Source organism: Marinicauda salina, from assembly GCF_003122085.1.
In the GTDB taxonomy this organism is placed as follows: Bacteria; Pseudomonadota; Alphaproteobacteria; order Caulobacterales; family Maricaulaceae; genus Maricicauda_A; species Maricicauda_A salina.
Genome location: NZ_QEXV01000007.1, coordinates 100,510 through 123,987 on the forward strand (window position 1 = coordinate 100,510; position 23,478 = coordinate 123,987).

Annotated in this window: 19 protein-coding genes; 15 read left to right on the forward strand and 4 right to left on the reverse strand. The window is 69.8% G+C overall.

The features are described 5' to 3' along the window. Nucleotides 1-5: 5 nt before the first annotated feature. Together DDZ18_RS13390 and DDZ18_RS13395 are read right to left on the reverse strand one after the other, a co-directional pair. Nucleotides 6-2,588 carry a hypothetical protein gene (locus DDZ18_RS13390; RefSeq protein ID WP_146190681.1) on the reverse strand — a complete coding sequence of 861 codons (2,583 nt, stop codon included), beginning with the start codon at nucleotides 2,586-2,588 and terminating at the stop codon, nucleotides 6-8. 52 nt (nucleotides 2,589-2,640) lie between these two features. Then, entirely contained in the window at nucleotides 2,641-3,714 is a 1,074-nt protein-coding gene (locus tag DDZ18_RS13395; protein ID WP_109253959.1) for a glycosyltransferase family 4 protein, read from the reverse strand. Nucleotides 3,715-3,901: 187 nt separating this feature from the next. On the opposite strand from DDZ18_RS13395, the gene putA reads away from it, so the two are divergent. Then, complete coding sequence (gene putA, locus DDZ18_RS13400) at nucleotides 3,902-7,045, forward strand: bifunctional proline dehydrogenase/L-glutamate gamma-semialdehyde dehydrogenase PutA (RefSeq protein WP_109253912.1); 3,144 nt, start codon at nucleotides 3,902-3,904, stop codon at nucleotides 7,043-7,045. Between the two features lie 276 nt (nucleotides 7,046-7,321). Continuing rightward, nucleotides 7,322-9,211, forward strand: a complete 1,890-nt coding sequence (locus DDZ18_RS13405; RefSeq protein ID WP_109253913.1) for a ribonucleoside-diphosphate reductase subunit alpha — start codon at nucleotides 7,322-7,324, stop codon at nucleotides 9,209-9,211. Nucleotides 9,212-9,216: 5 nt separating this feature from the next. On the opposite strand, the gene DDZ18_RS13410 is transcribed toward DDZ18_RS13405, so the two are convergent. Next, nucleotides 9,217-9,771, reverse strand: a complete 555-nt coding sequence (locus DDZ18_RS13410) for a YiiX/YebB-like N1pC/P60 family cysteine hydrolase (RefSeq protein ID WP_109253914.1) — start codon at nucleotides 9,769-9,771, stop codon at nucleotides 9,217-9,219. 10 nt (nucleotides 9,772-9,781) lie between these two features. Continuing rightward, nucleotides 9,782-10,087, reverse strand: coding sequence for a hypothetical protein (locus DDZ18_RS13415; protein WP_146190682.1), 306 nt, complete (start codon nucleotides 10,085-10,087; stop codon nucleotides 9,782-9,784). 296 nt (nucleotides 10,088-10,383) lie between these two features. Between DDZ18_RS13415 and DDZ18_RS13420 the strand changes: the two genes are divergently transcribed. The 13 genes from DDZ18_RS13420 to DDZ18_RS13480 all read left to right on the forward strand — a co-directional run bounded on the left by DDZ18_RS13420 (nucleotide 10,384) and on the right by DDZ18_RS13480 (nucleotide 23,477). Further along, nucleotides 10,384-11,268: a lipid A-modifier LpxR family protein gene (locus tag DDZ18_RS13420; protein ID WP_109253916.1), complete on the forward strand. Its 885-nt coding sequence runs from the start codon at nucleotides 10,384-10,386 to the stop codon at nucleotides 11,266-11,268. 175 nt (nucleotides 11,269-11,443) lie between these two features. After that, a complete protein-coding gene (locus DDZ18_RS13425) occupies nucleotides 11,444-12,688 on the forward strand; it encodes an SAM-dependent methyltransferase (RefSeq protein ID WP_233245850.1) in 1,245 nt (414 codons plus the stop codon). A 46-nt stretch (nucleotides 12,689-12,734) separates the two neighbouring features. Further along, complete coding sequence (ybgC, locus tag DDZ18_RS13430) at nucleotides 12,735-13,187, forward strand: tol-pal system-associated acyl-CoA thioesterase (protein WP_109253918.1); 453 nt, start codon at nucleotides 12,735-12,737, stop codon at nucleotides 13,185-13,187. A gap of 138 nt (nucleotides 13,188-13,325) precedes the next feature. Further along, complete coding sequence (locus DDZ18_RS13435; RefSeq protein ID WP_109253919.1) at nucleotides 13,326-13,979, forward strand: MotA/TolQ/ExbB proton channel family protein; 654 nt, start codon at nucleotides 13,326-13,328, stop codon at nucleotides 13,977-13,979. Nucleotides 13,980-13,983: 4 nt separating this feature from the next. Continuing rightward, complete coding sequence (locus DDZ18_RS13440) at nucleotides 13,984-14,415, forward strand: ExbD/TolR family protein (protein WP_109253920.1); 432 nt, start codon at nucleotides 13,984-13,986, stop codon at nucleotides 14,413-14,415. A 15-nt stretch (nucleotides 14,416-14,430) separates the two neighbouring features. Next, on the forward strand, nucleotides 14,431-15,261 hold the full coding sequence (locus tag DDZ18_RS14010; RefSeq protein WP_199241160.1) for an energy transducer TonB: 831 nt from the start codon (nucleotides 14,431-14,433) through the stop codon (nucleotides 15,259-15,261). Nucleotides 15,262-15,301: 40 nt separating this feature from the next. Beyond that, entirely contained in the window at nucleotides 15,302-16,639 is a 1,338-nt protein-coding gene (tolB, locus tag DDZ18_RS13450) for a Tol-Pal system beta propeller repeat protein TolB (protein ID WP_109253921.1), read from the forward strand. A 126-nt stretch (nucleotides 16,640-16,765) separates the two neighbouring features. After that, nucleotides 16,766-17,281 (forward strand): peptidoglycan-associated lipoprotein Pal, encoded by a 516-nt coding sequence (pal, locus tag DDZ18_RS13455; protein ID WP_109253922.1) that lies wholly within the window; start codon nucleotides 16,766-16,768, stop codon nucleotides 17,279-17,281. 143 nt (nucleotides 17,282-17,424) lie between these two features. Continuing rightward, nucleotides 17,425-18,360, forward strand: coding sequence for a tetratricopeptide repeat protein (locus DDZ18_RS13460; RefSeq protein ID WP_109253923.1), 936 nt, complete (start codon nucleotides 17,425-17,427; stop codon nucleotides 18,358-18,360). Continuing rightward, entirely contained in the window at nucleotides 18,261-19,694 is a 1,434-nt protein-coding gene (gene tilS / locus DDZ18_RS13465; RefSeq protein WP_109253924.1) for a tRNA lysidine(34) synthetase TilS, read from the forward strand. The genes DDZ18_RS13460 and tilS overlap by 100 nt, the downstream gene beginning before the upstream one ends. Before the next feature lie 51 nt (nucleotides 19,695-19,745). Then, nucleotides 19,746-21,680, forward strand: coding sequence for an ATP-dependent zinc metalloprotease FtsH (ftsH, locus tag DDZ18_RS13470; RefSeq protein ID WP_109253925.1), 1,935 nt, complete (start codon nucleotides 19,746-19,748; stop codon nucleotides 21,678-21,680). Between the two features lie 172 nt (nucleotides 21,681-21,852). Continuing rightward, entirely contained in the window at nucleotides 21,853-22,329 is a 477-nt protein-coding gene (locus tag DDZ18_RS13475; RefSeq protein ID WP_146190683.1) for a hypothetical protein, read from the forward strand. Nucleotides 22,330-22,406: 77 nt separating this feature from the next. Continuing rightward, nucleotides 22,407-23,477, forward strand: a complete 1,071-nt coding sequence (locus DDZ18_RS13480) for an NAD-dependent epimerase/dehydratase family protein (protein ID WP_109253927.1) — start codon at nucleotides 22,407-22,409, stop codon at nucleotides 23,475-23,477. Nucleotide 23,478 lies beyond the last annotated feature (1 nt).

Here is a 23,478-nt window from a genome sequence, read left to right on the forward strand (position 1 = left end):
GGCGGTCAGTCGACGACGACGGCGTCGTAGCCGAATCGAAGCTGTCCGCCCCGGACCACGTTCGGCGCCCTCAGCTCGCCCTCGATGCTGACGGGGCCGGTGCGGGAGTCCTCGTCGACGTCGTTCCCGGTGACGCGTCCGGCGTCGTCATAGTTGAAGGCGTACTCGGTCTCCCGACGGGTTCCCTCGCCCGAAAGCGAGAAGCGTCCGCGGATCTCCGCGCCGGTGATTTCCTCGATCGTCACGGTTCCCGCAAGACTGCCGTAGAGTTCGACGGTGCGCCCCTCGAAGGCGGTGTCGCGATAGCGGCAATCCCGCCGCTCGGCGAGCTCGCCGGTCGGCCGGTTGTTCAGCATGCCGCTGACGCCCATCGCCTGCTGTCGCATGGCTTCGCAGGCGGCGCGCTCGCGCTCCTGCTCGCGGGCTTCCTCCGGCGTGTCGGCCGGCGGATAGGGAACCGGCGCGAACTCGCCCTCCCAGCGGGTGTAGAAGCCCGCCGGCGTCGGGACCTTGCCGTCGATCATGTCGGAGCCGCCGCCGTCGGGCGCGATCGCCACGGCCTCGTAGGTCTCGCCCTCGCGGATCGAATCCGGCGAGGCGTCGGGCAGGTGGATCACGAAGTGCGCCGCGGCGTTCGTCCGCCAGCCGCCGACGCCGCCGTGGCGCACGTGGCGCGGATCGCCCGCCAGCGATCCCACGTGCCAGACATAGGCGTTGGGCGTGTGAACCGGCAGGACGACGCTCTTCTGTTCGCCGGCGGCCTCGCCGGAGAAGGCGTCCTGCATGCGCTGGGCCTGGGCGGCGGCGGCCTGCAGCTGGCCCGGCGAAAGCTCGCCGCCCTCCGTCATCTCGAGAAGCTGCTCGGCCTGGGCCATCGTCTCGTCCAGCCGGTCGTCGACCTCGTCCTGCGATGCGTCGCCGGCGAGGCTCCGGCCCATCAGCGACGTCGCCGAGACGTGCCCGCTGCAGCCGACGCCGGCGTCGTTGACCAGGCTCTGGATCGACAGCCGGCCGGCGCCGGGCAGGCGCCGCTCGCTGACCTCCTGGGCGAAGCGCGCGACGTCGTCGGGCATGTTCGGATCGTCAAAGGTGCGGCCGGCTTCCGGCGGCCCCCAGAGCACGCGCTCCTCGTTGACCACGCCGGCCATCGCGGCCTCGCCGCAGGGATCGAGCGGGCGCAGCGCGAACTCGATGTCGAATTCGCGCAGCTCGGAGGCGGGAACGTCCTCGGCGACGTTGGCGACGCGCACCAGGAACTCGCGGGCCTCGGCTCCGCCGGTGACCGGTTCGCGGAAGACGTTGCGCCGGCCCGAGGCGGGATCGGCCTTGTCGAAGCGCTGCGCGTCGACGACGAGATGCAGATCGGGGCGGTCGTCGTCGGCGAAGCCGATGCGCAGCCCGGCGAGTTCGCCATCGGGAATGGCGACGCTGACCCGGTAGGCGGCCGCGGCGAGCGGCTCGACGGCCTGGATCTCGCGGGTTTCCTCGTCCTCCGGATAAGCGAGCTCGACGTCCTGAACGGTCTGGAAGAAATCGGCCTCGGTCAGGCGCTCGGCGACGAAGGCGGGATAGAGGTCGTAGAGCCCGTCCTCGTTCCACTGCCGCAGCGCGGCGTCGACGCCGTCGAGCCCGTTGTTCGCCGACAGGTCCTGGCGGAGGACGCGATCGAGATAGGCGACGCGGTCGCGCGCGCCGAGCGCCTCGCCGAGAAAGTCCCAGAACAGCCAGGAGCCGTACTCCCAGTTGTGGTGCGGTGCGCCGCCGGGCGGGGCGTAGGGAATGTGCAGCGAACGGTCGTAGATCCGCCGCTCCGGCGACGTCTCGGTGATCACGCCCCATTTCTCCGCCGCGACGAGCTGGACGTGCCGGGCGCTGCCCTCGGTGAACCAGTCAAGCGCGTCGGCGTCATCCATGCCGTCATAGGCGAACTGGACGGCGTGAAAGAGCTCGTGCGTGGGCGAGTAGGCGAAGCGCACCTCGCCGGGCTGCGCGTCCTCGCCCGGCCGGCTGAACCGGCCGAGCCGATGGCCCAGCTTCAGATAACCCTCGTTGTAGTAGTACGTGCCGTGGGCGCCGACGAGCGCGCCGATCTCGGCGCAGTACTGCGTCTCGCAAATCGCCTGGTCGCCCGGGAACAGGGCGGCGTCGCCGCGTGCGGCGGGGAAGGCCGAGATCGCCGGACCGCTCAGGCCCAGATCGCTCAGCCATTCGCTGGTGCGCTCGAGCTGCGCCTCGATGCGGGCGGGCAGCCCGTTCGGCGCGTCGGGATCGCCGCACATCTCCCGGGCCTGCGCGGCGAGCGCGTCGACCCAGGCGTTGGTCTCCGCGACGAAGGCCTCGCGGCTCGGATAGGCCGACGCCGTCTCGGGATTCGCCGCGCGCAATTCCGCCGCCCGGGCGTTCCGGCCGGCCGCGTCGGCGGCGGCGAGGTCCTGCAATTCGGCCGAGCAGGTCACCGCCCACTCCGCGCCGGTCCAGGGCAGCTGCGCCTCGGCGGCCGAAAGGCTCGCGCAGGCGGCGGCGCCGGCGATCGCGCTCGTCTTCAGTCGGGAGAAATGCATGGGGCGTCCGGTGATCTGCTGGCTCACGGACGTCCCAGCCTAATGACGCGGCCTCGCCCGCGTCCAGCGCGCCGCCGGCTCAGCCGGGCCGGCCGAGCCGCCTTATGCGCCGCCAGAAGCGGCGGCGCTCCGGGCGCGGCTGAGGCTTGAGATTGCGCACGAACTCCTCCGCGCAGGCCCGCCAGGAATAGCCCTCGGCGTAGCGCCGGCACTGTTCGCGATCGCAATTGAGCGCCTCGCGGCAGGCGACGGCGAGATCGGGATCGACCGCGCCCGCCCCGCTGCCCGGGATGATATCCTTGGGCCCGGGGGCGGGGTAGGCCGCGACCGGCGTGCCCGCGGCCATCGACTCCAGGATCACCAGCCCGAACGTGTCGGTGAAGCTGGGGAAGACCGTCAGATCGGCGTCGGCGAAGTGCTGCGCCAGCTCGTCGCCCGACTTCGAGCCGGTGAACACGGCGTCGGGATACTTCGCCTTGAGCTCCTCGAGCTGCGGGCCGGGGCCGACAACGACCTTGGTGCCCGGCAGGTCGGTCTTCAGGAAGGCCTCGATGTTCTTCTCGACCGCCACCCGGCCGACATAGGCGATCACGGGGCGTTCGAGATCCTTGTAGACGCCGCCGTCCTCGCTGCGCTTGGAGGGATGGAAGAGCTCGGTGTCCACGCCGCGCGCCCAGGGCGTGATGTTGTTGAAGCCGCGCTTGGTGAGCTCGTCGCGCATCGACTGGGTCGCCACCATCAGCCGGTTGCCCGAATTGTGGAAGCGCCGCATGAACCAGTAGCCCGCGCGGATCGGGATGAACGGGAAGCGCGCGTTGACGTACTCGGGAAACTTCGTGTGGTAGCTGGTCGTGAAGGGCAGCTTCCAGTTCAGGCAGATCTTGCGCGCCGCGTCGCCCAGCGTGCCTTCGGTGGCGATATGGATCGCCTCGGGTTCGAAAGCCTTGAAGCGGGCCTCGATCTCCTTCTTCGCCCCGATCGCCATCTTGATCTCGGGATAGGTCGGCATCGGAAACGTGCGGAAGCCCAGCCCGGGATGGATCACCTCGACCTCGTGACCCATGGCCCGGCATTCCTCGACGGTGCGCGACAGCGTGCGCACGACGCCGTTCACCTGGGGCTCCCAGGCGTCGGTCACCAGCATGATGCGCAGCGGCGCGCCGTCCTCCATGCGATATGCTCCCGTGGGTTCGTTCGATCGCGGGCGTCTTTAGCGTGTTTTGGCGCGGAGTCGAAGGGAGGCGCGCGGCATCGTCGCGCACAACGCTTGCGCGGGCGCGCATACGCGCTCATTTTCGGCTCGACTCACGCCCGCGCGGCGTTCCTTGAAGGTGCATTCCATGCGCGACTACGCCGAAATCTCCATCGACTGGGACGCTCTCGACGACCTGAAATTCGCCGACGAACGCGACGCCGCACGCAGTCTCGACGCCCGCGTCAGTCTCGACCCCGACGCGCGCAAGACCGTCGGCGAGGAAGCCGTCGATCTGGTCGAGCGCGCCCGGCAGTCGCGCCATCGCGGCGGGCTGATGGAGGATTTCCTTCAGGAGTTCGGCCTGTCCAACAAGGAAGGCCTCGCCTTGATGTGCCTCGCCGAGGCGCTCTTGCGCGTGCCGGACTCCCAGACCGCCGACGATTTGATCGCCGAGAAGATCGGCTCGGGCGCCTGGGGCGAGCACGCCTGGAAGTCCGACAACTGGCTGGTCAACGCCTCCACTCTGGGGCTGATGCTCACCGGCTCGCTGATGGACGTCGAGGCCTCGGCCAAGCGCGACCCCGGCGGCTATTTCCGGCGCATGGCCGGCCGGATGGGCGAGCCGGTGATCCGCACCGCGGTGCGCCGGGCGATGCGCATTCTCGGCGAGCAATTCGTGCTCGCCCGGTCGATGGACGCGGCGCTCAAGCGCGGTCGCGGCTGGAAGACCCCGCCGGGCCAGTTCCCGCTCTTCTCCTTCGACATGCTCGGCGAGGCGGCGCGCACGGCCGACGACGCGGCGCGCTATCACCGGCGCTATCTCGACGCCATCGCCGTGGCGGCGAAGAACCGCCAGGAGGGTCCCGTCGAGCGCGTCGACGGCGTGTCGGTCAAGCTCTCCGCGCTCCATCCGCGCTACCAGGCGGTCAAGGAAGACCGGCTGATGGAGGAGCTCTATCCGCGTGTGCTCGAGCAGGCCGAGGCCGCAAGAGCGGCGGATATCGGCTTCTGCCTCGACGCCGAGGAGGCCGACCGGCTGGTCATCCAGATGAAGCTGCTCGAGCGGCTGTCGCGCGAGCCGTCGCTCAAGGACTGGCAGGGGCTCGGGCTGGCCGTGCAGGCCTATCAGAAGCGCTCCCTGGCGGTGATCGAGAAGCTGATCGCGCTCGGCCGCGAGATCGGCCGGCGCTTCATGGTCCGGCTGGTGAAGGGCGCCTACTGGGACACCGAGATCAAGTACGCCCACATGGCCGGCCAACCCGACTTCCCGGTCTGGTCGACCAAGCCGGCCACCGACATGAACTTCCTCGCCACCGCCGAGCTGATGCTCTCGGCGCCGGAGGCGATCTTCCCGCAATTCGCCACCCACAACGCCCACACGCTGTGCGCGGTGCGCGCGATCGCGGAGAAGGTCGGCAACGACGCCTGGGAGCTGCAGCGCCTCCACGGCATGGGCGAGCCGCTCTACAACGCCGCCGCCGAGGCCTTCGACGATCTCAAGCCGGTGCGCGTCTACGCGCCCGTGGGCAGCCACGAGGACCTGCTGCCCTATCTCGTCCGGCGTCTGCTGGAGAACGGGGCGAACACCTCGTTCGTCCATTCCTTCCTCGACCCCGACGTGCCCGCCGAGGAAGTCGCGCGCGGGCCGTTCGAGGGCGCGGCCTCGCTCGACCGGCATCCCTTCATCCCGGCGCCGCCGAAGCTCTACGGCGAGACCCGGCTCAACGCGGCCGGCATCGACCTCACCCAGGAGAGCGTGCGCGCCCGGCTCGGCGCCGCCCAGAAGGACTTCGACGCCGCCGCGCCGCTGGCCGCCGGACCGATCATCGCCGGCGAGGCGAAGACGAAGGACGGAACCGAGCGCGTCAGCCCGGCCGATAGGGACTTCGTCGTGGCGAAAGTGCGCGACGCCGACGAGTCCGACATCGACGCCGCGTTCACGTCGGCCCGCGAGACCTTCGCCGACTGGCACACCCGCGGCGGCCAGGCGCGCGCCGAGGTGCTGCGCGCGATGGCGCACGCCCTCGAGGCCGACGCCGACCGGCTGATCGCGCTGATGGCGCGCGAGACCGGCAAGGGGCTCGCCGACGGCGTCGCCGAGGTCCGCGAGGCGGTCGACTTCCTGCGCTACTACGCCGCCCGCGCCGAGGAGACGTTCGCCGGTCCGGTCCGCCTTCCGGGCCCGGCGGGCGAGACCAACCATATCGAGCTCAAGGGCCGCGGCGTCTTCGTGTGCATCAGCCCGTGGAACTTCCCGCTGGCGATCTTCACCGGCCAGCTCTCCGCTGCGCTGGCGGCGGGCAACTGCGTGCTCGCCAAGCCCGCCGAGCAGAGCCCGCTCATCGCCTTCGAGGCGGTCAAGCTGTTCCACAAGGCCGGCCTGCCGGAGGGCGCGCTGCACCTCGTGCCCGGCGACGGCCGGGTCGGCGGCGCGCTGACGCGGGATCCGCGCACCGACGGCGTGGCCTTCACCGGCTCGACCGAGGTCGCGCGCATCATCAACCGCACGCTGGCCGAACGCGACGGGCCGATCGCGCCGCTGATCGCCGAGACCGGCGGGCTCAACGGCATGTTCGTCGACACGTCCGCGCTGCGCGAACAGGTGTTCGACGACGCGATGCTCTCGGCCTTCGGCTCGGCCGGCCAGCGCTGCTCGGCGCTGCGCGTGATCCTCCTGCCCGAGGAGACCGCCGACCTTCTGATCGAGGGGCTCATCGGCGCGATGGACGAGCTTGCGCTGGGCGATCCGGCCGATCCCGCGACCGATATCGGCCCGGTGATCGACGCCGACGCCCACGAGATGCTGACCGATCACGTGAAGCGCATGGAGGCCGAGCAGACCGTGCTGCACCGCACGCCGCTGCCCGACGGCCTGGCGGGGAAGGGCTGGTTCTTCGCCCCGACCCTGGTCGAGCTCGATTCGCTCGATGCGATTCACGAAGAACGGTTCGGCCCGATTCTCCACGTCGTGCGCTACAGGCGCGGCAAGCTCGCCGAGACCGCGCAGAAGCTCGCCGACAAGCGCTACGGGCTGACGCTGGGCGTGCACTCGCGGCTGGAGAGCTTCGCGCGGACGGTGCGCGACGCGGTGCCGGCGGGCAATGTCTACGTCAATCGCAACATGACCGGCGCGGTCGTGGGCGTGCAGCCGTTCGGCGGCGAGGGGCTGTCGGGCACCGGACCTAAGGCCGGCGGGCCGCACTACCTGCCGCGGTTTGCGACCGAGCGCGTGGTCACCGTCAACATCGCCGCCCAGGGCGGCGACCCGGAGCTGCTGAACCTCGCGTGAGCCCCGGCGGCGACTTTCCACAACTGCGTGCCGACCGGCTGCGTTCGCACTCCTTAACGAGTCCGGGCGCGGAGCGATCCGTGTTAGGAAGTTGGTAACCAAAAAGTTCGGATTCCGGACCTGGAACCCGTTGACGGCCATGTGGTGCGCAAGCACTATATCTTGCGGTTTCGGAACGGAACCACACAGCATATATAGAATTCAGACGGCAGCGCGCGGACTTGCGGTTCGCCGCAACGGGATCGCTCGCGCCGTCGCCAAGGGGAACGGTTCGCCATGACGCCTTTCGACTCTGCTCAATCGGCCAGCCTCGCCGCGGACGCCGCCGCGGACACCGGACGCGCCCGCCGCGGCAAGCCGAAGGCGCATACGCTGCGCGTCGTCGAGAGCGTGCGCACGGATGCCGAGCGCGACGCGCTGCTGACCGATTTCGGCAAGAAGACGCTGTCGGACCGCTATCTCCTGCCCGGCGAGTCCTACCAGGACATGTTCGCGCGGGTCTCGACGGCCTACGCCGACGATATCGAGCACGCCCAGCGGCTCTACGACTACATGTCGAAGCTCTGGTTCATGCCCGCCACGCCGGTGCTGTCCAACGGCGGCGCTGATCGCGGCCTGCCGATCTCGTGCTTCCTCAACTCGGTCTCGGATTCGCTCGACGACATCGTCGGCACCTGGACGGAGAATGTCTGGCTGGCGTCGAACGGCGGCGGCATCGGCACCTATTGGGGCAATGTCCGCTCGATCGGCGAGCAGGTCGGCGAGAACGGCCAGACCTCGGGAATCATTCCCTTCATCCGGGTCATGGATTCGCTCACGCTCGCCATCTCGCAGGGCTCGCTCCGGCGCGGCTCGGCGGCGGTCTATCTCGACATCCACCACCCGGAGATCGAGGAGTTCCTCGAGATCCGCAAACCCTCGGGCGACTTCAATCGCAAGAGCCTCAATCTCCACCACGGGCTCAACATCACCGACGAGTTCATGGACGCCGTCCGCGACGACGCCGAATTCGCCCTGCGCTCGCCGAAGACTGGCGAGGAGGTGCGCACCGTCAACGCGCGCAAGCTCTGGCAGAAGGTGCTCGAGCTGCGCCTGCAGACCGGCGAGCCCTACATCATCTTCTCCGACACGGTGAACAACGCGCTTCCTGCCCACCAGCGCAAGCTCGGCCTCAAGGTGCGCCAGTCGAACCTGTGTTCGGAGATCATGCTGCCGACCGGCGAGGACAATCTGGGCCGCGACCGCACGGCGGTGTGCTGCCTGTCCTCGCTCAACGCCGAGAAGTTCTTCGAGTGGAGCGAGGACGAACGCTTCATCGGGGACATCTTCCGCTTCCTCGACAACGTGCTGCAGGACTTCATCGACCGGGCGCCGCCGGAGATGGAGCGTGCGGTCTACTCGGCGATGCGCGAACGCTCGGTGGGTCTCGGCCTGATGGGCTTCCACTCCTTCCTGCAGTCTCTGCGCGTGCCGTTCGAGTCCGCCATGGCGGCGTCGTGGAACCGCAAGATGTTCAAGTATATCCGCCAGGAGGCCGACAAGGCCTCGGTGAAGCTCGCCGAGGAGCGCGGACCGTGTCCGGACGCCGAGGCGTCGGGGGTGAAGGCGCGCTTCTCCCACAAGCTCGCGATCGCGCCGACGGCGTCGATCTCGATCATCTGCGGGGGCACGAGCGCGGGCATCGAGCCGATCCCGGCCAATGTCTACACCCACAAGACGCTGTCGGGCTCGTTCACGGTCAAGAATCCGCACCTCGAGCGCCTGCTCGAGGAGAAGGGCGAGAACACGCCGGCGGTCTGGGCCTCGATCCTCGAGAACGAGGGCTCGGTCCAGCATCTCGACTGCCTGGACGAGAACGAGAAGGACGTCTTCAAGACCGCCTTCGAGCTCGACCAGCGCTGGGTGATCGAGCACGCCGCCGACCGCACGCCCTATGTCTGCCAGTCGCAGTCGCTCAACATCTTCCTGCCGGGCGACGTCGATAAGTGGGACCTCCACATGCTGCACTGGACGGCGTGGGAGAAGGGCGTGAAGTCGCTCTATTACTGCCGCTCGAAATCGGTGCAGCGCGCCGCCTACGCCGGCGCCGCGGACAAGTCCGACGCCGAGCGCTCGATGGAGGCCGCCGCGCGGACCGAATATGAGGAATGCCTGTCCTGCCAGTAGGCGCGTCAGCTTCCTGATCCGGGGTCCGGCGGCCCGACAGTGCGGAGCGGCCCCGTCCGGGAATCCGCGATGAGATCCGAGAAGCGGACGGCCTCGCGCCCGCCGACCCGGCTGGTCGGCCCGGCGCGCCCGGTGGACTCCGCCAGCGCCGCCCAGACCAGCTCCGTGCAGTAGAGAGCGTCGGCGTCCGAACTGTCATAGGCGTGGTCGAAGGGGACCGCCTCGCGCTCGAACGCCCGCACCGCCTCGACGAACGCCGCCAGCGCGTCCGGCGGCAGCGCCGGACGCAGGATCGAGATCCGTGAGCGCGATTCGATGAAGGCGTCCCAGGCGTCCGCGCGGACCCGCGCCTCGGCGCCGACCGCATCGGCGTGTACGACCAGCGGGGCGCACGGGTCGTCCGAGGCGACGATCACGCCGACATGGCCGTACCCGGCCTCGGGATCGATGCGCGCGGCGAGTTCCCCGAGGAGCCCGCCGCGGGGTTCGAGCAGCACGATGTCGCCCGGCTGCGGCTGCGCGAGGGCCAGAAGCCCGGCGATCGCGGCGCAGGTCGGCATCGCCGGCCGGCTACTGGGCCATTCCGCAGTTCTTCGCGGTCATGGTGACCGTCATCACGGTCTCCATGCCCAGTTCGTTCATCGCCTCGCCGCCCTGGCCGTCGCTTCGGGCGGCTTCCTCGATCGAATCCGCCACCGCCTCGAGGCTTTCATCGCTCAGCTCGGCGGCGAGCCCGTCCGACAGGCAGCGGCATTCCTCTTCGGAGGCGGTCTCATCCTGGGTGCACGCGGCGAAGATCCGGTCTTCCGGGGCGCGCGAGCACGCCGCCAGCGCCAGCATGGCGCCGGCGACCGTGAGAAACATCATACGTTGCATGCGAAAGTCCTGTCCCTGGTTACCCTTGATCGACGCTACGCGCGCGCCGCGCATAGCGGCAGTATTTAAATATGAACGCAAGACGCCGCCAGCCGGCCGCGCCCCAGCGTCTCGCGCGCGCCGTCCGCCCGCGACGGGTTGCGGTCACGACCAGAAATAACCCTCGCTTGCGCGCGCGGCGCGAAGCCGGTAGCGTTTTGTCAACGGACTCACGGCCTGATCCGCGTGAGGCGGGAACGGATCCGTGATAAGGTGTGATTTGTTGAGCGAGTGACTCGACATCCGGAGGCTACGCCATGTCCTGTCCGGGACGCAGCGCCGCAGTGATCATCGCCGCATGGACCGCAGGCGCGGCCTGCGGAGCGGCGGCGTTCGGCCAGGAGCTGGCGGGCTCGTCGGATGTCAGGGAGATGATCCTGCGCCCGCTCGCCGACGAGTTCGCCGTCGAGCGTGGCGCGGCGCGCAATGTCCGCTTCACTCCGGAACCGGTGGTCGCGCCGGCGGATGCGGCGGGCGACGCCGGCGCCTCGCGCTTCGCCCGGGCGGCGCTTTCCGCGCGATCCGCGCCGGGACTGCGCGAGAATCTGTCCGTCTTCACCGAGCGGAGCGCGACCCTGACCGAACTCGCCGACGGCGGACGCATCTCGGTCTCGGTTCTCGACGGCCGGCGTCCGAACGCCGCGCTGCTCGCGTTCAACGCCGACTACGCCGAATCGGTGGGCTTTCCCCTGCAGGGACTGCGCGACCGACCGCGCCAGATGGCGGTGAGCTACGAGCGCAGCATCGACGCGCCGGGCGCCCTCGACGGGCTCGACCTGGGCGTCCAGCCCCGCGCCGGCGTGAGCTTCGGCGCCGTCGGCACGGCGGCGAACGCCGGCGCCACGGTGCGGATCGGCCAGTATGTCAGCGAGATGTCCGAACGACCGCGCTGGTGGCTGTTCGCCGGCGCCGATCGCGAAGCCCTCCTCTACGACCCGTCCGCGGGCTTCACGCTGCGCCGCTCGTTCGCGTTCGAGCCCTACGCCATGGTCGGCGACGCCCAGGCCGGGGTGGCGATGAAGTTCGGCCCGGCCGACTTGTCGCTGGCCTATGTGCAGCGCGAGACGACCTACTCCACGCCCGTCCGGTCCTGGGATACGACCGAGGACTTCGCCGCCTTCTCGCTGACGCTGCGGCGCTAGGGGCTTTCCGAGCGCCCGTGGGAGGCGGCCCGGCTTCGCCACGGCGCGCGCCATTCGGACGCGGCCGGCTTCCGGCCTCGGCGCATTTCAAGTAAGTTAACAAGGCGTAAATGCGCGGGAACCACTCGCGCGATGCGGCGGTTGATCTCCGGATCCTGTGATCGGGAGGATGGACATGCTTCTCGCCGACATGTGCCGGCGCGTGATCCGCAAGGGAACGCTCACGCTGATCGACGCCCGAGGTCGCACGCACGAGATCGGCGGCGCCGACGACGGTCCCCGGGTCACGGTGCGGATACATGACGCCGCCTGGCATCGGCGTCTCCTGCTCAATCCGCAGCTCGCCCTCGGCGAGGCCTATATGGACGGCGCGCTGACGGTCGAGAACGGCGACATCGCCGATCTGCTCGAGCTCGTCATGCGCAATGTCGCCCATCTCGGCGATCACTGGGTGTTCGCGCTCGCCGAGCGCTGGCGTTACCTCACCCGCGGCTTCGCCCAGCGCAACAACGCCCGACGCGCGCGCCGCAACGTCGCCCATCACTACGACCTGTCCGACGAGCTCTATGACCGGTTTCTCGACGCCGACCGCTTCTATTCCTGCGCCTATTTCGAACCGGGCTGCGACGACCTCGAGCGCGCCCAGGCCGCCAAGGCCCGCCATCTCGCGGCCAAGCTGAAGCTGCAGCCCGGCTGTCGGGTGCTCGACATCGGATCGGGCTGGGGCAGTCTCGGCGTGCATCTCGCCCGGCTAGGGGCGGATCGGGTCGAAGGCGTGACCCTGTCGACCGAGCAGCACAAGTACGCGCGCGACTGGGTCGCGCGCGAAGGCCTCTCCGACCGCGTCGAGTTCCGGCTGCAGGATTATCGCGACGCCCACGGGCCCTATGACCGCATCGTCTCGGTGGGCATGTTCGAGCATGTCGGCGTCGGCCACTACCGCGAGTATTTCGAGAAGGTGCGCGACCTGCTCGCCGACGACGGCGTGGCGGTGATCCATTCGATCGGGCGTTTCGGACCCGGCGCGGCGACCAATCCATGGATCGCGAAATACATCTTCCCAGGCGGCTATCTGCCGGCGCTGTCCGAGGTGATCCCCGTGATCGAGCGCACCGGGCTGCTGGTCGCCGACGTCGAGATCCTGCGACTGCACTACGCCGAGACGCTGCGCCACTGGCGCGCGCGCTTTCACGAGCGCTGGGACGAGGTCGCCGACCTCTATGACGAGCGCTTCTGCCGCATATGGGACTTCTATCTCGCCGGCTCCGAGATGAGCTTTCGCCACGGCGGCAACATGGTCTTCCAGATCCAGCTCGCGAAGCGTCAGGACGCCCTGCCGCTCACGCGCGACTACATCACCGACTGGGAGCGCGAGCAGCCGCTGGCGGGCGCGGCGGACACCAAGGTCGCCGCGGAATAGGCCGCGCCCCGGTGACGCCGGTCGCCGCGGCGGCTATGAAGCCGGCATGACCGAAGACGCGCCTGTCCCCGACGCCGGAAGCTGGAGCGGAGCCGTCCATCGTCTGCCGGTGCGCGTGTATTACGAGGACACCGACTTCACCGGCGTCGTCTACTACGCCAACTACCTGAAATTTCTGGAGCGCGGCCGCACCGACGCGCTGCGTTCGGCCGGCGTGTCGCACGCCGAGCTGCTCGGGCTCGATCCGCCGCTCGGCTTCGCAGTGCGAAAGATCACCGTGACCTACGCCGCGCCTGCGCGCATCGACGATGCGCTGGTCGTGGAGACGCGCTTCGGCGCGGCCAAGGGCGCGCGCCTGGCGATCGCCCAGCGCGTGGTCCGGGGCGACGAACTCGTCGTCGAGGCGGAGGTCGAAGCCGCCTGCATCGATCTCGACGGCCGGCCGCGTCGCCTGCCGGGCTTCGTCGCCGAGCGGCTGGCGGCCTTCATCGCACCGTAACCCGCGATCCTTCAAATCGCCCCATTCGCGAGGCAAGCGGTTTGCATGGCCGGGCCTTGGCGGACAGGGCGCGGGCCGTTAAGCCTGCGTCCGGAGTTCGGGGCGCGGGCGCGCCCGAGGGGAGCGGAGAGAACCGATATGGAAAGCGTCGCCGTCGACCTGGCCCAGCCGGCCCAGGAGCTCAGCGTCTTCTACCTGTTCATGCGGGCCGACATCGTGGTGAAGGCCGCGATGGGCATTCTGGCCTTCATGTCCATCTGGTCCTGGGCGATCGCCATCGAGAAGGCGCTGCAGCTGCGCGGCGTGCACGCCAAGGCGCGCCAGTTCGAAGCCGATTTCTGGTCCGGGACCAGCATCGACAAGATGGGCGACCGCTATGCGCGCCATCCGCGCGACCCGTTCGGCCGGGTGCTCGCCGCCGCGCTCCGGGACTGGGACGGCTACGCCGTGGCCAAGGCCGCCGGCGCGGAGGCCAACCGGGAGCTGACCAAGCTCGAGAGCGGGCTTGGCGTGCTCGCCATCATCGGTTCGGCCGCGCCTTTCATCGGCCTTTTCGGCACGGTGTGGGGCATCATGAACTCCTTCCGCTCCATCGCGGCGAGCCAGAACACCAATCTCGCCGTCGTCGCGCCGGGCATCGCGGAAGCGCTGTTCGCCACCGCGCTGGGCCTGCTGGCCGCGATCCCGGCGGTGATCTTCTTCAACGCCCTGTCGTCCAACCTGTCGAAATACGCCGCCAAGCTCGAGGGCTTCGTCGACGAGCTCTCCGCGCTCGCGAGCAAGGAGGGCTGAGGCGATGGCGGGCGGCATCGACAACGGCGCGAGCGGATCGCGCCGCGCCTGGAAGCCGAAGGCCGAGATCAACGTCACGCCCTTCGTGGACGTGATGCTGGTGCTGCTGATCGTGTTCATGGTGACCGCGCCGCTGCTGACCGTCGGCGTCGAGGTGGAGCTGCCCGACACCGAGGCCACCGCGCTGACCACCTCGGAGGAGCCGCTGACGCTGACCATCCGGGACGACGGCGCGATCTATCTCCAGGAAACGGAGATCGCCTACGAGGAGCTGGTGCCGCGCCTGCGCGCCATTGCGGGAACGGGCTCGGACGCGCGCATCTATATCCGCGCCGACGAGGGCGCATCCTATGGCGACGTAATGCGGGTCATGGCCCGCGTGTCCTCGGCCGGCTACGGAAATCTCGGCCTCGTCACCGACCCGGACGAAGAGTAGGAGGGCGGCCCGCCGATGCGCGCGGTTCTCGGATTCCTGCTCTCCGCGGCGCTTCACGTCGGGCTGCTCGCCTCGGCGTACATCTACTTTCCCCACGCCGCCGCGCGCTTCCGCGACCAGGTGATCGTGCCCGTCGATCTCGTCGAGCTGGGTCCGGAGACCAATGTCCGCGCCGCGCGTCCGGAGCCGGAACCGGAGCCCGAGGAGGAAGAGGAGCCGGAGCCCGAACCCGAGCCGGAGCCCGAACCCGAACCCGAGCCTGAACCTGAGCCCGAGCCGGAACCGGAACCGATTCCGCCCGAACCCGAGGAGGAGCCCGAGCCCGAACCGGAGCCCGAACCGGTCGAGGAGGAGCCTGAGCCTGAGCCCGAGCCCGAACCCGAGCCGGAGCCCGAGCCCGAGCCCGTCGAGGAAGAGCCGCAGGGCCTGGACCTCGACCAGCTGTCCTCGCTGGTCGACCGCGCCCGCGAAGAATCCGCGTCGCGGCCGAGCGAGGTCGAGGAAGGCGAGGCGCGCCGCGGCGCCGGGGCGGGCACGGACATGACCGCGACGATGAGCGACCTGTTCCGCTCGCAGGCGGCGCGCTGCTGGCGCGAGCCCGCCGATGCGCCCGATCCGGAAGCGCTCAGCGTCAGCGTCGAGGTCCGCCTGCAGCGCAACGGCGAACTCGCCGAGCCGCCGCGCCTGCTCGACGAGGCGCGCATCCGCGGGTCGTCCAATCGCTATCTGCGCATCGCCGGCGAGCGCGCCCTGCGCGCCGTCATCGAGTGCGCGCCCTATTCCATGCCGCCGGAACACTATTCGGAATGGCGCCGCATAACCGTCAACTTCACGCCGAGTATGTAGCCTCGCCGGTCCGACCGCCCGTGAAAGGAGCGAGCCCGATATGAGCCTCTTCGCCCGCATCTTCGCCGTCCTCGCGGCTGTCGTCGCATTGAGCGGCGCGGCCTCCGCCCAGCTCGTCGTCGACGTCACCGAGGGTCATCTCGACCCGCTGCCGATCGCCATTCCCGAATTCGGCGGCGACGCCGAGGCCGCCGACGCGGCCGCCGACATCACCCGGGTCATCACCAACGATCTCGAGACGTCGGGCCTGTTCGCTCCCGTCGATCCCGAGGCGTTCATCGAGGACATCGAGGACATCAATCTGCGCCCGCGCTTCGCCGACTGGCGCGTGATCGACGCCTCGGCGCTGCTGGTGGGCCGCGTCACGGTGGCCGAGGACGGCCGCCTGCTGGTGGCCTTCCGGCTCTGGGACACGGCGTCCGAGCAGCAGATGCTGGGCCTGCAGTTCGTCTCGGTGCCGGAGAACTGGCGCCGCGTCGCCCACAAGGTCGCCGACGCGGTCTATGAACGGCTGACCGGCGAGGAGGGCTATTTCGACACCCGCATCGTTTACGTCGCCGAGGGCGACGGGCCGAACGGCGAGCCGGTCCGCCGGCTGGCGATCATGGACCAGGACGGCGCCAATCCGTCCTATCTCACGGACCGCTCCTACATGGCGCTGCTGCCGAACTATTCCCCCTCGGCCCAGCAGATCACCTATGTCTCCTTCCGCGACGTCCAGGCGACGAGCTATCTCTACGATCTCGAGACCGGCCGCCAGGAAGCGCTGTTCGACATGGGCCCGGCGCGGATGGACGGCGGGCAGTCGCTGTCGGCGCGCTTCCATCCCAACGGCCGCGAACTCGTCGTCTCGGCCCAGCGGCGCGGCGACCACGACATCTTCCGTTACGACACGCGCTCGCGCACGCTGCGCCAGCTGACCAACCACCCCGCCGACGATGTCGAGCCCTCCTACTCGCCCGACGGCGAGCGCGTGGTGTTCTCGTCCTCGCGCGGCGGCGAGTCCCAGCTCTACATCATGAACGCCGACGGCACCGAGCCGACGCGGATCAGTTTCGGCGAAGGCCGCTACACCACGCCGGTCTGGTCGCCGCGCGGCGATCTCATCGCCTTCACCAAGCAGCTCGGCGGCGAATTCAAGCTGGGCGTGATCCGCGCCGACGGCTCCGGCGACGAGCGCATTCTCTATGAAGGCTACTTCGTTGACACGCCGGCCTGGTCGCCGAACGGGCGGGTTCTCCTGTTCACGCGCGGCGATCCGGCCCGCGACGGCACCCAGTACTCGATCTGGAGCATCGACCTGGCCGGGTTCAATCTCCGGCGTCTGCCCACGCAGGGGGAAGCGTCCGATCCGGCCTGGTCGCCCTTGATCGACTGACCCTTCGGAGTCTAGGCTCGTTAAGCCCGCGGAAAAATGAGGGGTGTATCGCGGGCCAATCTACTGATGTAATAGACCGCCGCCCGGCGGATTCGCGCCCGGGTCATACGGAGGGACGTCGTCGCCATGAAATTCGCCGTTTACGCCGCAATCGCCGCGCTCGGCCTGGTCGCCGCCGCGTGCGCCACGCAGCCGGAGCCGGCTCCCGAGCCCGCGCCGGAGCCTGTCACGCAACCCGAACCCGAACCCACCGAACCCGCGGGCCCGACCCCGGGCTCGGCCGAGGACTTCGAGGCCACCGCTGGGGACCGTGTCTTCTACGGTTTCGATCGCTACGACCTGACGCCTGAAGCGCGCGAGACGCTGCGCCGCCAGGCCGCCTGGCTCGCGAGCTATCCCGGTGTCCGCATCCTGATCGCCGGCAACGCCGACGAGCGCGGCACCCGGGAGTACAACCTGGCGCTCGGCGCGCGCCGCGCCAACGCCGCGCGCGACTACCTGGTCAGCCAGGGCGTGGATCCGTCGCGCATCTCGACGGTCTCCTACGGCAAGGAGCGCCCGGTCTGCACCGAGTCCACCGAGCGGTGCTGGGCGCTGAACCGGAACGCGACCACCGTCATCACGGACGGCGCGACCTCCTAGGACCCGCTCCGCCGTGCCGATCTAGCGCGCCCGCCGGCGGATTCCGCCGTGCGGGCGCGTTCGTTCCGGTCGCCGCATTTTCGCCCATCCGCGCGGGCAAGGTCCGCGCGCATTCCGCATTCCAGCAGGGGTCACGCCGCGCCATGCTCCGCTTCGCCGTTCTCATGCTTCTCACCGTCGTCATGACCGCGCCGGCCTCGGCGCAGTCACGCCGCGAACTCGCCGCGCGGCTCGACCAGGTCGAGGCGCGCCTGGCGGAGATGGAGGAAAGCTTCCTCGCCGGCGACCCGGTCGCGGAGACGCTGCTCACCCGCGTCGACGCGCTCGAGCGCGAGCAGCGGGCGCTGACCGGCGAGCTGGAGCGGCTGAATTACGAAAACCGCCAGCTCCGCCAGGAGCTCGACCGGCTGGGCGTCGATGTCGATCGCCTGCTTTCGGGCGGCGCCGGCTCGGCGGGCGGGCCGGCTGCGCTGGAAGCGGGATCCGGGCAGGCCGAGACAGCGGCCGGCGAAACGGCGACCGGCGAGAGCGTCGCCGTGGTCGACCCCGACGATCCCTACGCCGCCGACCGCGCCGCGATCACCCGGCCGCTGCAGGCCCCGTCCGCGCGTTCGGGCGACGGAGGCGCCTCGCAGCCGGCCGCAGGCGCGACGGCGGGGACCGCAACCGGCGCCGCCTCGGCGCCGTCGGCGCTCGAGCCCGAAGAACTCTTCCGCCAGGGCCGCAGCCGTTTGCTCGACGGCGATTTCGGCGGCGCCCAGGAATCCTTCGCCGCGTTCACCGGGAACCACGCCGACCACGAGCTCGCCGACGAAGCCTGGTACTGGCTCGGCGAGACGCACTTCGTGCTGGGCGAATTCCAGGACGCCGCGGATTCCTATCTCGCCTCGCTGCAGGCCGCCCGCCGCGGCGATCGCGCGCCCGATGCGTTGGTGCGCCTGGCCGCGTCGCTGGCGGCCATGGGCCAGACCGGCGAGGCGTGCAACGTGCTCGACAGCTTCGACGCCGAGTTCCCGAACGCCGACGCGGAGGCGCGGCGCAAGGCCGAACGCGAGGCCTCGCGCGCGGGCTGCGGCTGAGCCTCGATCCCGACCGCGTCCTTTCCGGCTGTGCGCGGCTGAGCCCGGACGGGCCGCTGGCGCTGGGCTTCTCCGGGGGCGGGGATTCCGCCGCGCTGCTTCACCTGCTGGCCGACCTCGCCGCGCGCGACGCGCGCTCGCTTCATGCTCTTATCGTCGATCACGGTTTGCGGTCCGAAAGCGCCGGCGAGGCGGAGCGCGCCGCCGCGGCCGCAGAGGTCGCGGGCGCGACCCCGCGCATTCTGCGCTGGGAGACCCCGCGACCCGGCCAGGCGGCCGCCCGCAGCGCGCGTCATCGCCTGCTCGCCAGCGCCTGCCGGGAGATCGGGGCGAACACGCTTTTCCTTGCCCATACGCTTGAGGACCGGGTCGAGACGCTGCGCATGCGCCTGGCGCGGCCCGGCGGCTGGCGCGGCTTCGCCAGCATGGCGCGTCTCGATCCGAGCCCGGCCTGGCCCGAGGGGCGCGGGCTGGCGCTGGCGCGTCCCCTGCTGGACGCCCGCCGCGCCGATCTGAGGGCCTTCCTGCGCGATCGCGGCGCGGGCTGGATCGACGACCCCTCGAATGTCGACGCACGCTACGAGCGCGTGCGCTGGCGCGCCCGGCTGGACCCGGACGATGCGGCGAACCGGCGCCTGCTCGCGCTGAGCGACGCCGCGCTGAGGACCGACGCGGCGGTCCGGACCTGCGCGGCGGGCCTGATCGCCGACGGGGCCCGGTTCGAGGCCTGGGGCGGGGCGCGCCTCGATGCGGGCGTCTTCGCCCATGCCGACGAGGCCGTGGCGCTGCGGGCGATGGAGACGCTGGTGATGGCCATGTCCGGCGAGGCGGGCGGGCCGTCGCCGGAACAGACCGCCGCCATGCTGGATGCGCTCGCGAGCCGCCGGGGCCATGCCGCGGCGGGGGCGATGCTGACGTCGGAGGGCGTTCTCGGCCGGGATCCGGGCGCGGCGGCCGGCCGCGCCGACGGGACTCCGGGCGCGCCGGCGCTGCGGTTGTCGCCCGGCGAGACGGGCGTTTTCGACGGTCGCTTCGAGATCGTTGCGGGCGCCGACGCGGTCCTCATTCGCGCCGCCGGCGCGGACGGCGAGGCCTGGGATCGCCGCGCGCCAGCCCCGTTGCGGCCGGGCGGCGCATGCGTCGCGCCCGATTCCCGCCGCGATTCCGCGGCATCCTGTCTGGACATTGACGCGCGCGTCCGCTTTCTGGGGCCCGAGCGCTGCGCCCATCTCCTGCTTCGCAAGGCCGACCGGGCGTGTTTGGATGCCGATGGATGCGGCGATGCGACGCCGCGCACTGGCGAAGCCGGTGTTAACGCCCATATCGTAGGCTGAACCGATACGGAAACTCCGCGCCGATCTCGCCGGCGCCCGAAGGGAACAGGCATGAATTTCCGCAATCTTCTGGTCTGGGCGATCCTGCTCGTGTTGCTGCTCGCGCTGTTCAACATGCTGCAGGGTCCCACGCAGACCGCGCCCTCGAACGAGCTGAACTATTCCCGCTTCATGGACCAGGTCGAGGCCGGCCAGGTCGAGAGCGTCGTCATCGAAGGCGAGACCGTCACCGGCGAACTCACGAACGGAACCGCCTTTCGTACGCAGGTGCCGCCCGAGACGAACCTGACCGACGTGCTGCGCACCAATAATGTCGAGATCACCGCGCGCCCCGACAGCGAAGAGGGGATGAGCCTGATGAGCATCCTCATCAGCTGGTTCCCGATGCTGCTGCTGATCGGCGTGTGGATCTTCTTCATGCGCCAGATGCAGGGCGGCGGAAAGGGCGCGATGGGCTTCGGCAAGTCGAAGGCCAAGCTGCTCACCGAGAAGACCGGGCGGGTGACCTTCGACGATGTCGCCGGCGTCGACGAGGCCAAGGAGGAGCTCCAGGAAGTCGTCGAGTTCCTCAAGGATCCCTCCAAGTTCCAGCGTCTCGGCGGCAAGATCCCCAAGGGCGCGCTTCTGGTGGGCCCGCCGGGCACGGGCAAGACGCTGATCGCGCGCGCCGTGGCGGGCGAGGCCGGCGTGCCGTTCTTCACCATCTCGGGCTCCGACTTCGTCGAGATGTTCGTCGGCGTGGGCGCGTCGCGTGTGCGCGACATGTTCGAGCAGGCCAAGAAGAACGCGCCGTGCATCATCTTCATCGACGAGATCGACGCCGTCGGCCGCTCGCGCGGCGCCGGGCTGGGCGGCGGCAATGACGAGCGCGAGCAGACGCTCAATCAGCTGCTCGTCGAGATGGACGGCTTCGAGGCCAATGAAGGCATCATCCTGATCGCCGCGACCAACCGTCCCGACGTTCTGGACCCGGCGCTGCTGCGTCCGGGCCGCTTCGACCGCCAGGTCGTGGTGCCCAACCCGGACATCACAGGCCGGGAGAAGATCCTCAAGGTCCACATGCGCGACATCCCGCTGGCCGACGACGTCGATCCCAAGGTCGTCGCCCGCGGCACGCCGGGCTTCTCCGGCGCGGATCTCGCCAACCTGGTCAACGAGGCCGCCCTGATGGCCGCGCGCAAGAACAAGCGCCTGGTCTCGATGGCCGAATTCGAGGAAGCCAAGGACAAGGTCATGATGGGCCCGGAGCGCCGCTCCATGGTCATGACCGAGAAGGACAAGCGCCTGACGGCCTATCACGAGGCCGGCCACGCCATCGTCGCGCTCAACGTGCCCGCCGCCGATCCCGTCCACAAGGCGACGATCATCCCGCGCGGCCGTGCGCTGGGCATGGTCATGCAGCTGCCCGAGGGCGACAAGCTGTCGATGACCTACCAGGAGATGACGTCCAGGCTCGCCATCATGATGGGCGGACGCGTCGCCGAGGAGATGAAGTTCGGCCGCGAGAACGTGACCTCCGGGGCGGCCTCCGACATCAAGGGCGCGACCCGGCTCGCCCGCGCCATGGTCATGCAGTACGGCCTGTCCGAGAAGCTGGGCCCGGTCGATTACGGCGACGACAATGACGGCGACGTCTTCCTCGGCCAGCAGCTGGTCCAGTCCAAGCACATCTCCTCGGAGACCCAGCAGGCCATCGAGGCCGAGGTGAAGGGTCTGGTCGAGGCCGGCCTGAACGAGGCCCGGCGCATCCTCACCGAGAAGAACGACGAGTGGGAGACGCTCTCCGAGGGCCTGCTCGAGTACGAGACGCTGTCGGGCGAGGAGATCGTCGAGCTCCTGAAGGGCAATCCGCCGACGCGGGACTCGTCCGTGCCGCCGAAGCGCGACGACTCCGACAAGCCCTCGGGCGCAGTGCCGGTGACCGACGAGGACGAGGACGAAGCGCCCGCCCCGGGCGGCGCGACGCCGAAACCCAGCGGCGCCTGAGATTCGTCAGACCGGCTTTTCATCACGCTTTCACGAGGGGCGCCGAGCGGGCGAATTGCGACCCGTTGCAGGGCGGGCCGCGCGGCCTTGAGGGGACGAAGTCATGCGAGCCCGGTTGATGCCGAATGTGATGCAAGCCTTGGCGGTCGGGGCCTGGTTGACCGGGCCGGGGATGTCGGCCGCGGCCCAGGAAACCGGATCCCGGGCGTTGCCCGAGGAGATGGTGAGCTTCTTCACCGGCGCATGGTCCGGCGCCGGCGCGTTCGCGGATGGACGTCCCATCGAGGCCGATCTTGAAATCGAATCCGTGCTCGACGGCCGGTTTCTCCGCTACCGCCACTCCACCCGCGATCCGCTGACGTGGGACGGTTTGTGGATCTGGGGCGTGGATCCGGCCAGCGGCGATTTCATCGCCAACGTCTTCGACAACCGCGGCCTCGCCCGTGAATTCGAGTCCGCAGGCTGGCGGGACGACCGTCTCGTCCTGGTGACGACGTACCACTCGGCGTCGGCGGATGCGCGCACCTTCGAGCGCTTCACCTATGAGAAGACGTCGCAGGACAGCTTCCGCATGACCTTCGAACGCAGCCGGGACGGTATCGAATGGCGGCTGGGCGATTATCTCGATTTCGAGCGGCGGGAAGACTGAGCGGCGCTTGTTGCTCCTGACTTGCGCGCCCCGCCGGCGAGCGTGTGAACTGAGCGTCTTCGCAACGGAGGCGCTCCATGCCCGAGCCCGTCTACGATACGTCGAAGCCCGTCCTGGTCACCGGCGCGACCGGCTATGTCGCCGGCTGGATCGTCAAGTTGCTGCTGGAGAAGGGCTTCACCGTCCACGCCGCCGTGCGCGATCCCGACGATGCCGACAAGCGCGCCCATCTCGACGCGATCGACGCGGCCGCGCCGGGGACGATCCGGTATTTCAAGGCCGACCTGCTCGGTGCGGGCAGCTATGACGAAGCCGCCGAAGGCTGCGCGGTGATCTTCCACACCGCCTCGCCCTTCACGACCGTGGTCAAGGATCCGCAGCGCGATCTCGTCGACCCGGCGGTCGAGGGCACGAAGAACGTGCTCGGCGCGGCGGACCGGACGGACTCGGTCGAACGCGTGGTGCTGACGAGCTCGTGCGCGGCGATCTATGGCGACAATCGCGACATCGCGAAGGCCCCGGGCAAAACGCTCACCGAGGACATCTGGAACACCTCGTCGAGCCTCGACCACCAGGCCTATTCCTATTCCAAGACCCAGGCCGAGGCCGCGGCCTGGGAGGTCGCCGGCGCGCAGGGCCGCTGGAAGCTGGTCGCGATCAATCCCGCCCTCGTGCTCGGCCCCGGCGTGAAGCCGCAGGCGACGTCGGAGAGCTTCACGCTCGTCAAACAGCTCGGCAACGGGACGATGAAGACCGGCGCGCCGCCGCTCGAGTTCGGCGTCGTCGACGTGCGCGACGTCGCCGAGGCGCATCTGCGCGCGGCGTTCATTCCCGCCGCGGAGGGCCGCCACATCACGTGCGCCGAAACGATGAGCCTGCTCGACATGGCCCGCGCGCTGCGCGCGGAGTTCGGCGACGATTGGCCGTTCCCGAAGTCCGAGCTGCCGAAATGGCTGGTCTGGCTCACCGGCCCGATGATCAACAAGGCGCTCACGCGCAAGTTCATCAGCCGCAATCTCGGCTGGCCCTTCCGCGCCGACAATGCGAAGTCGCGCGAAGCCCTCGGGATGGAGTACCGCCCGGCGCCGCAGGCGGTCGTCGACATGTTCGCCCAGATGGTCGAGGCGGGGCTGGTGAAGAAGCGCTAGG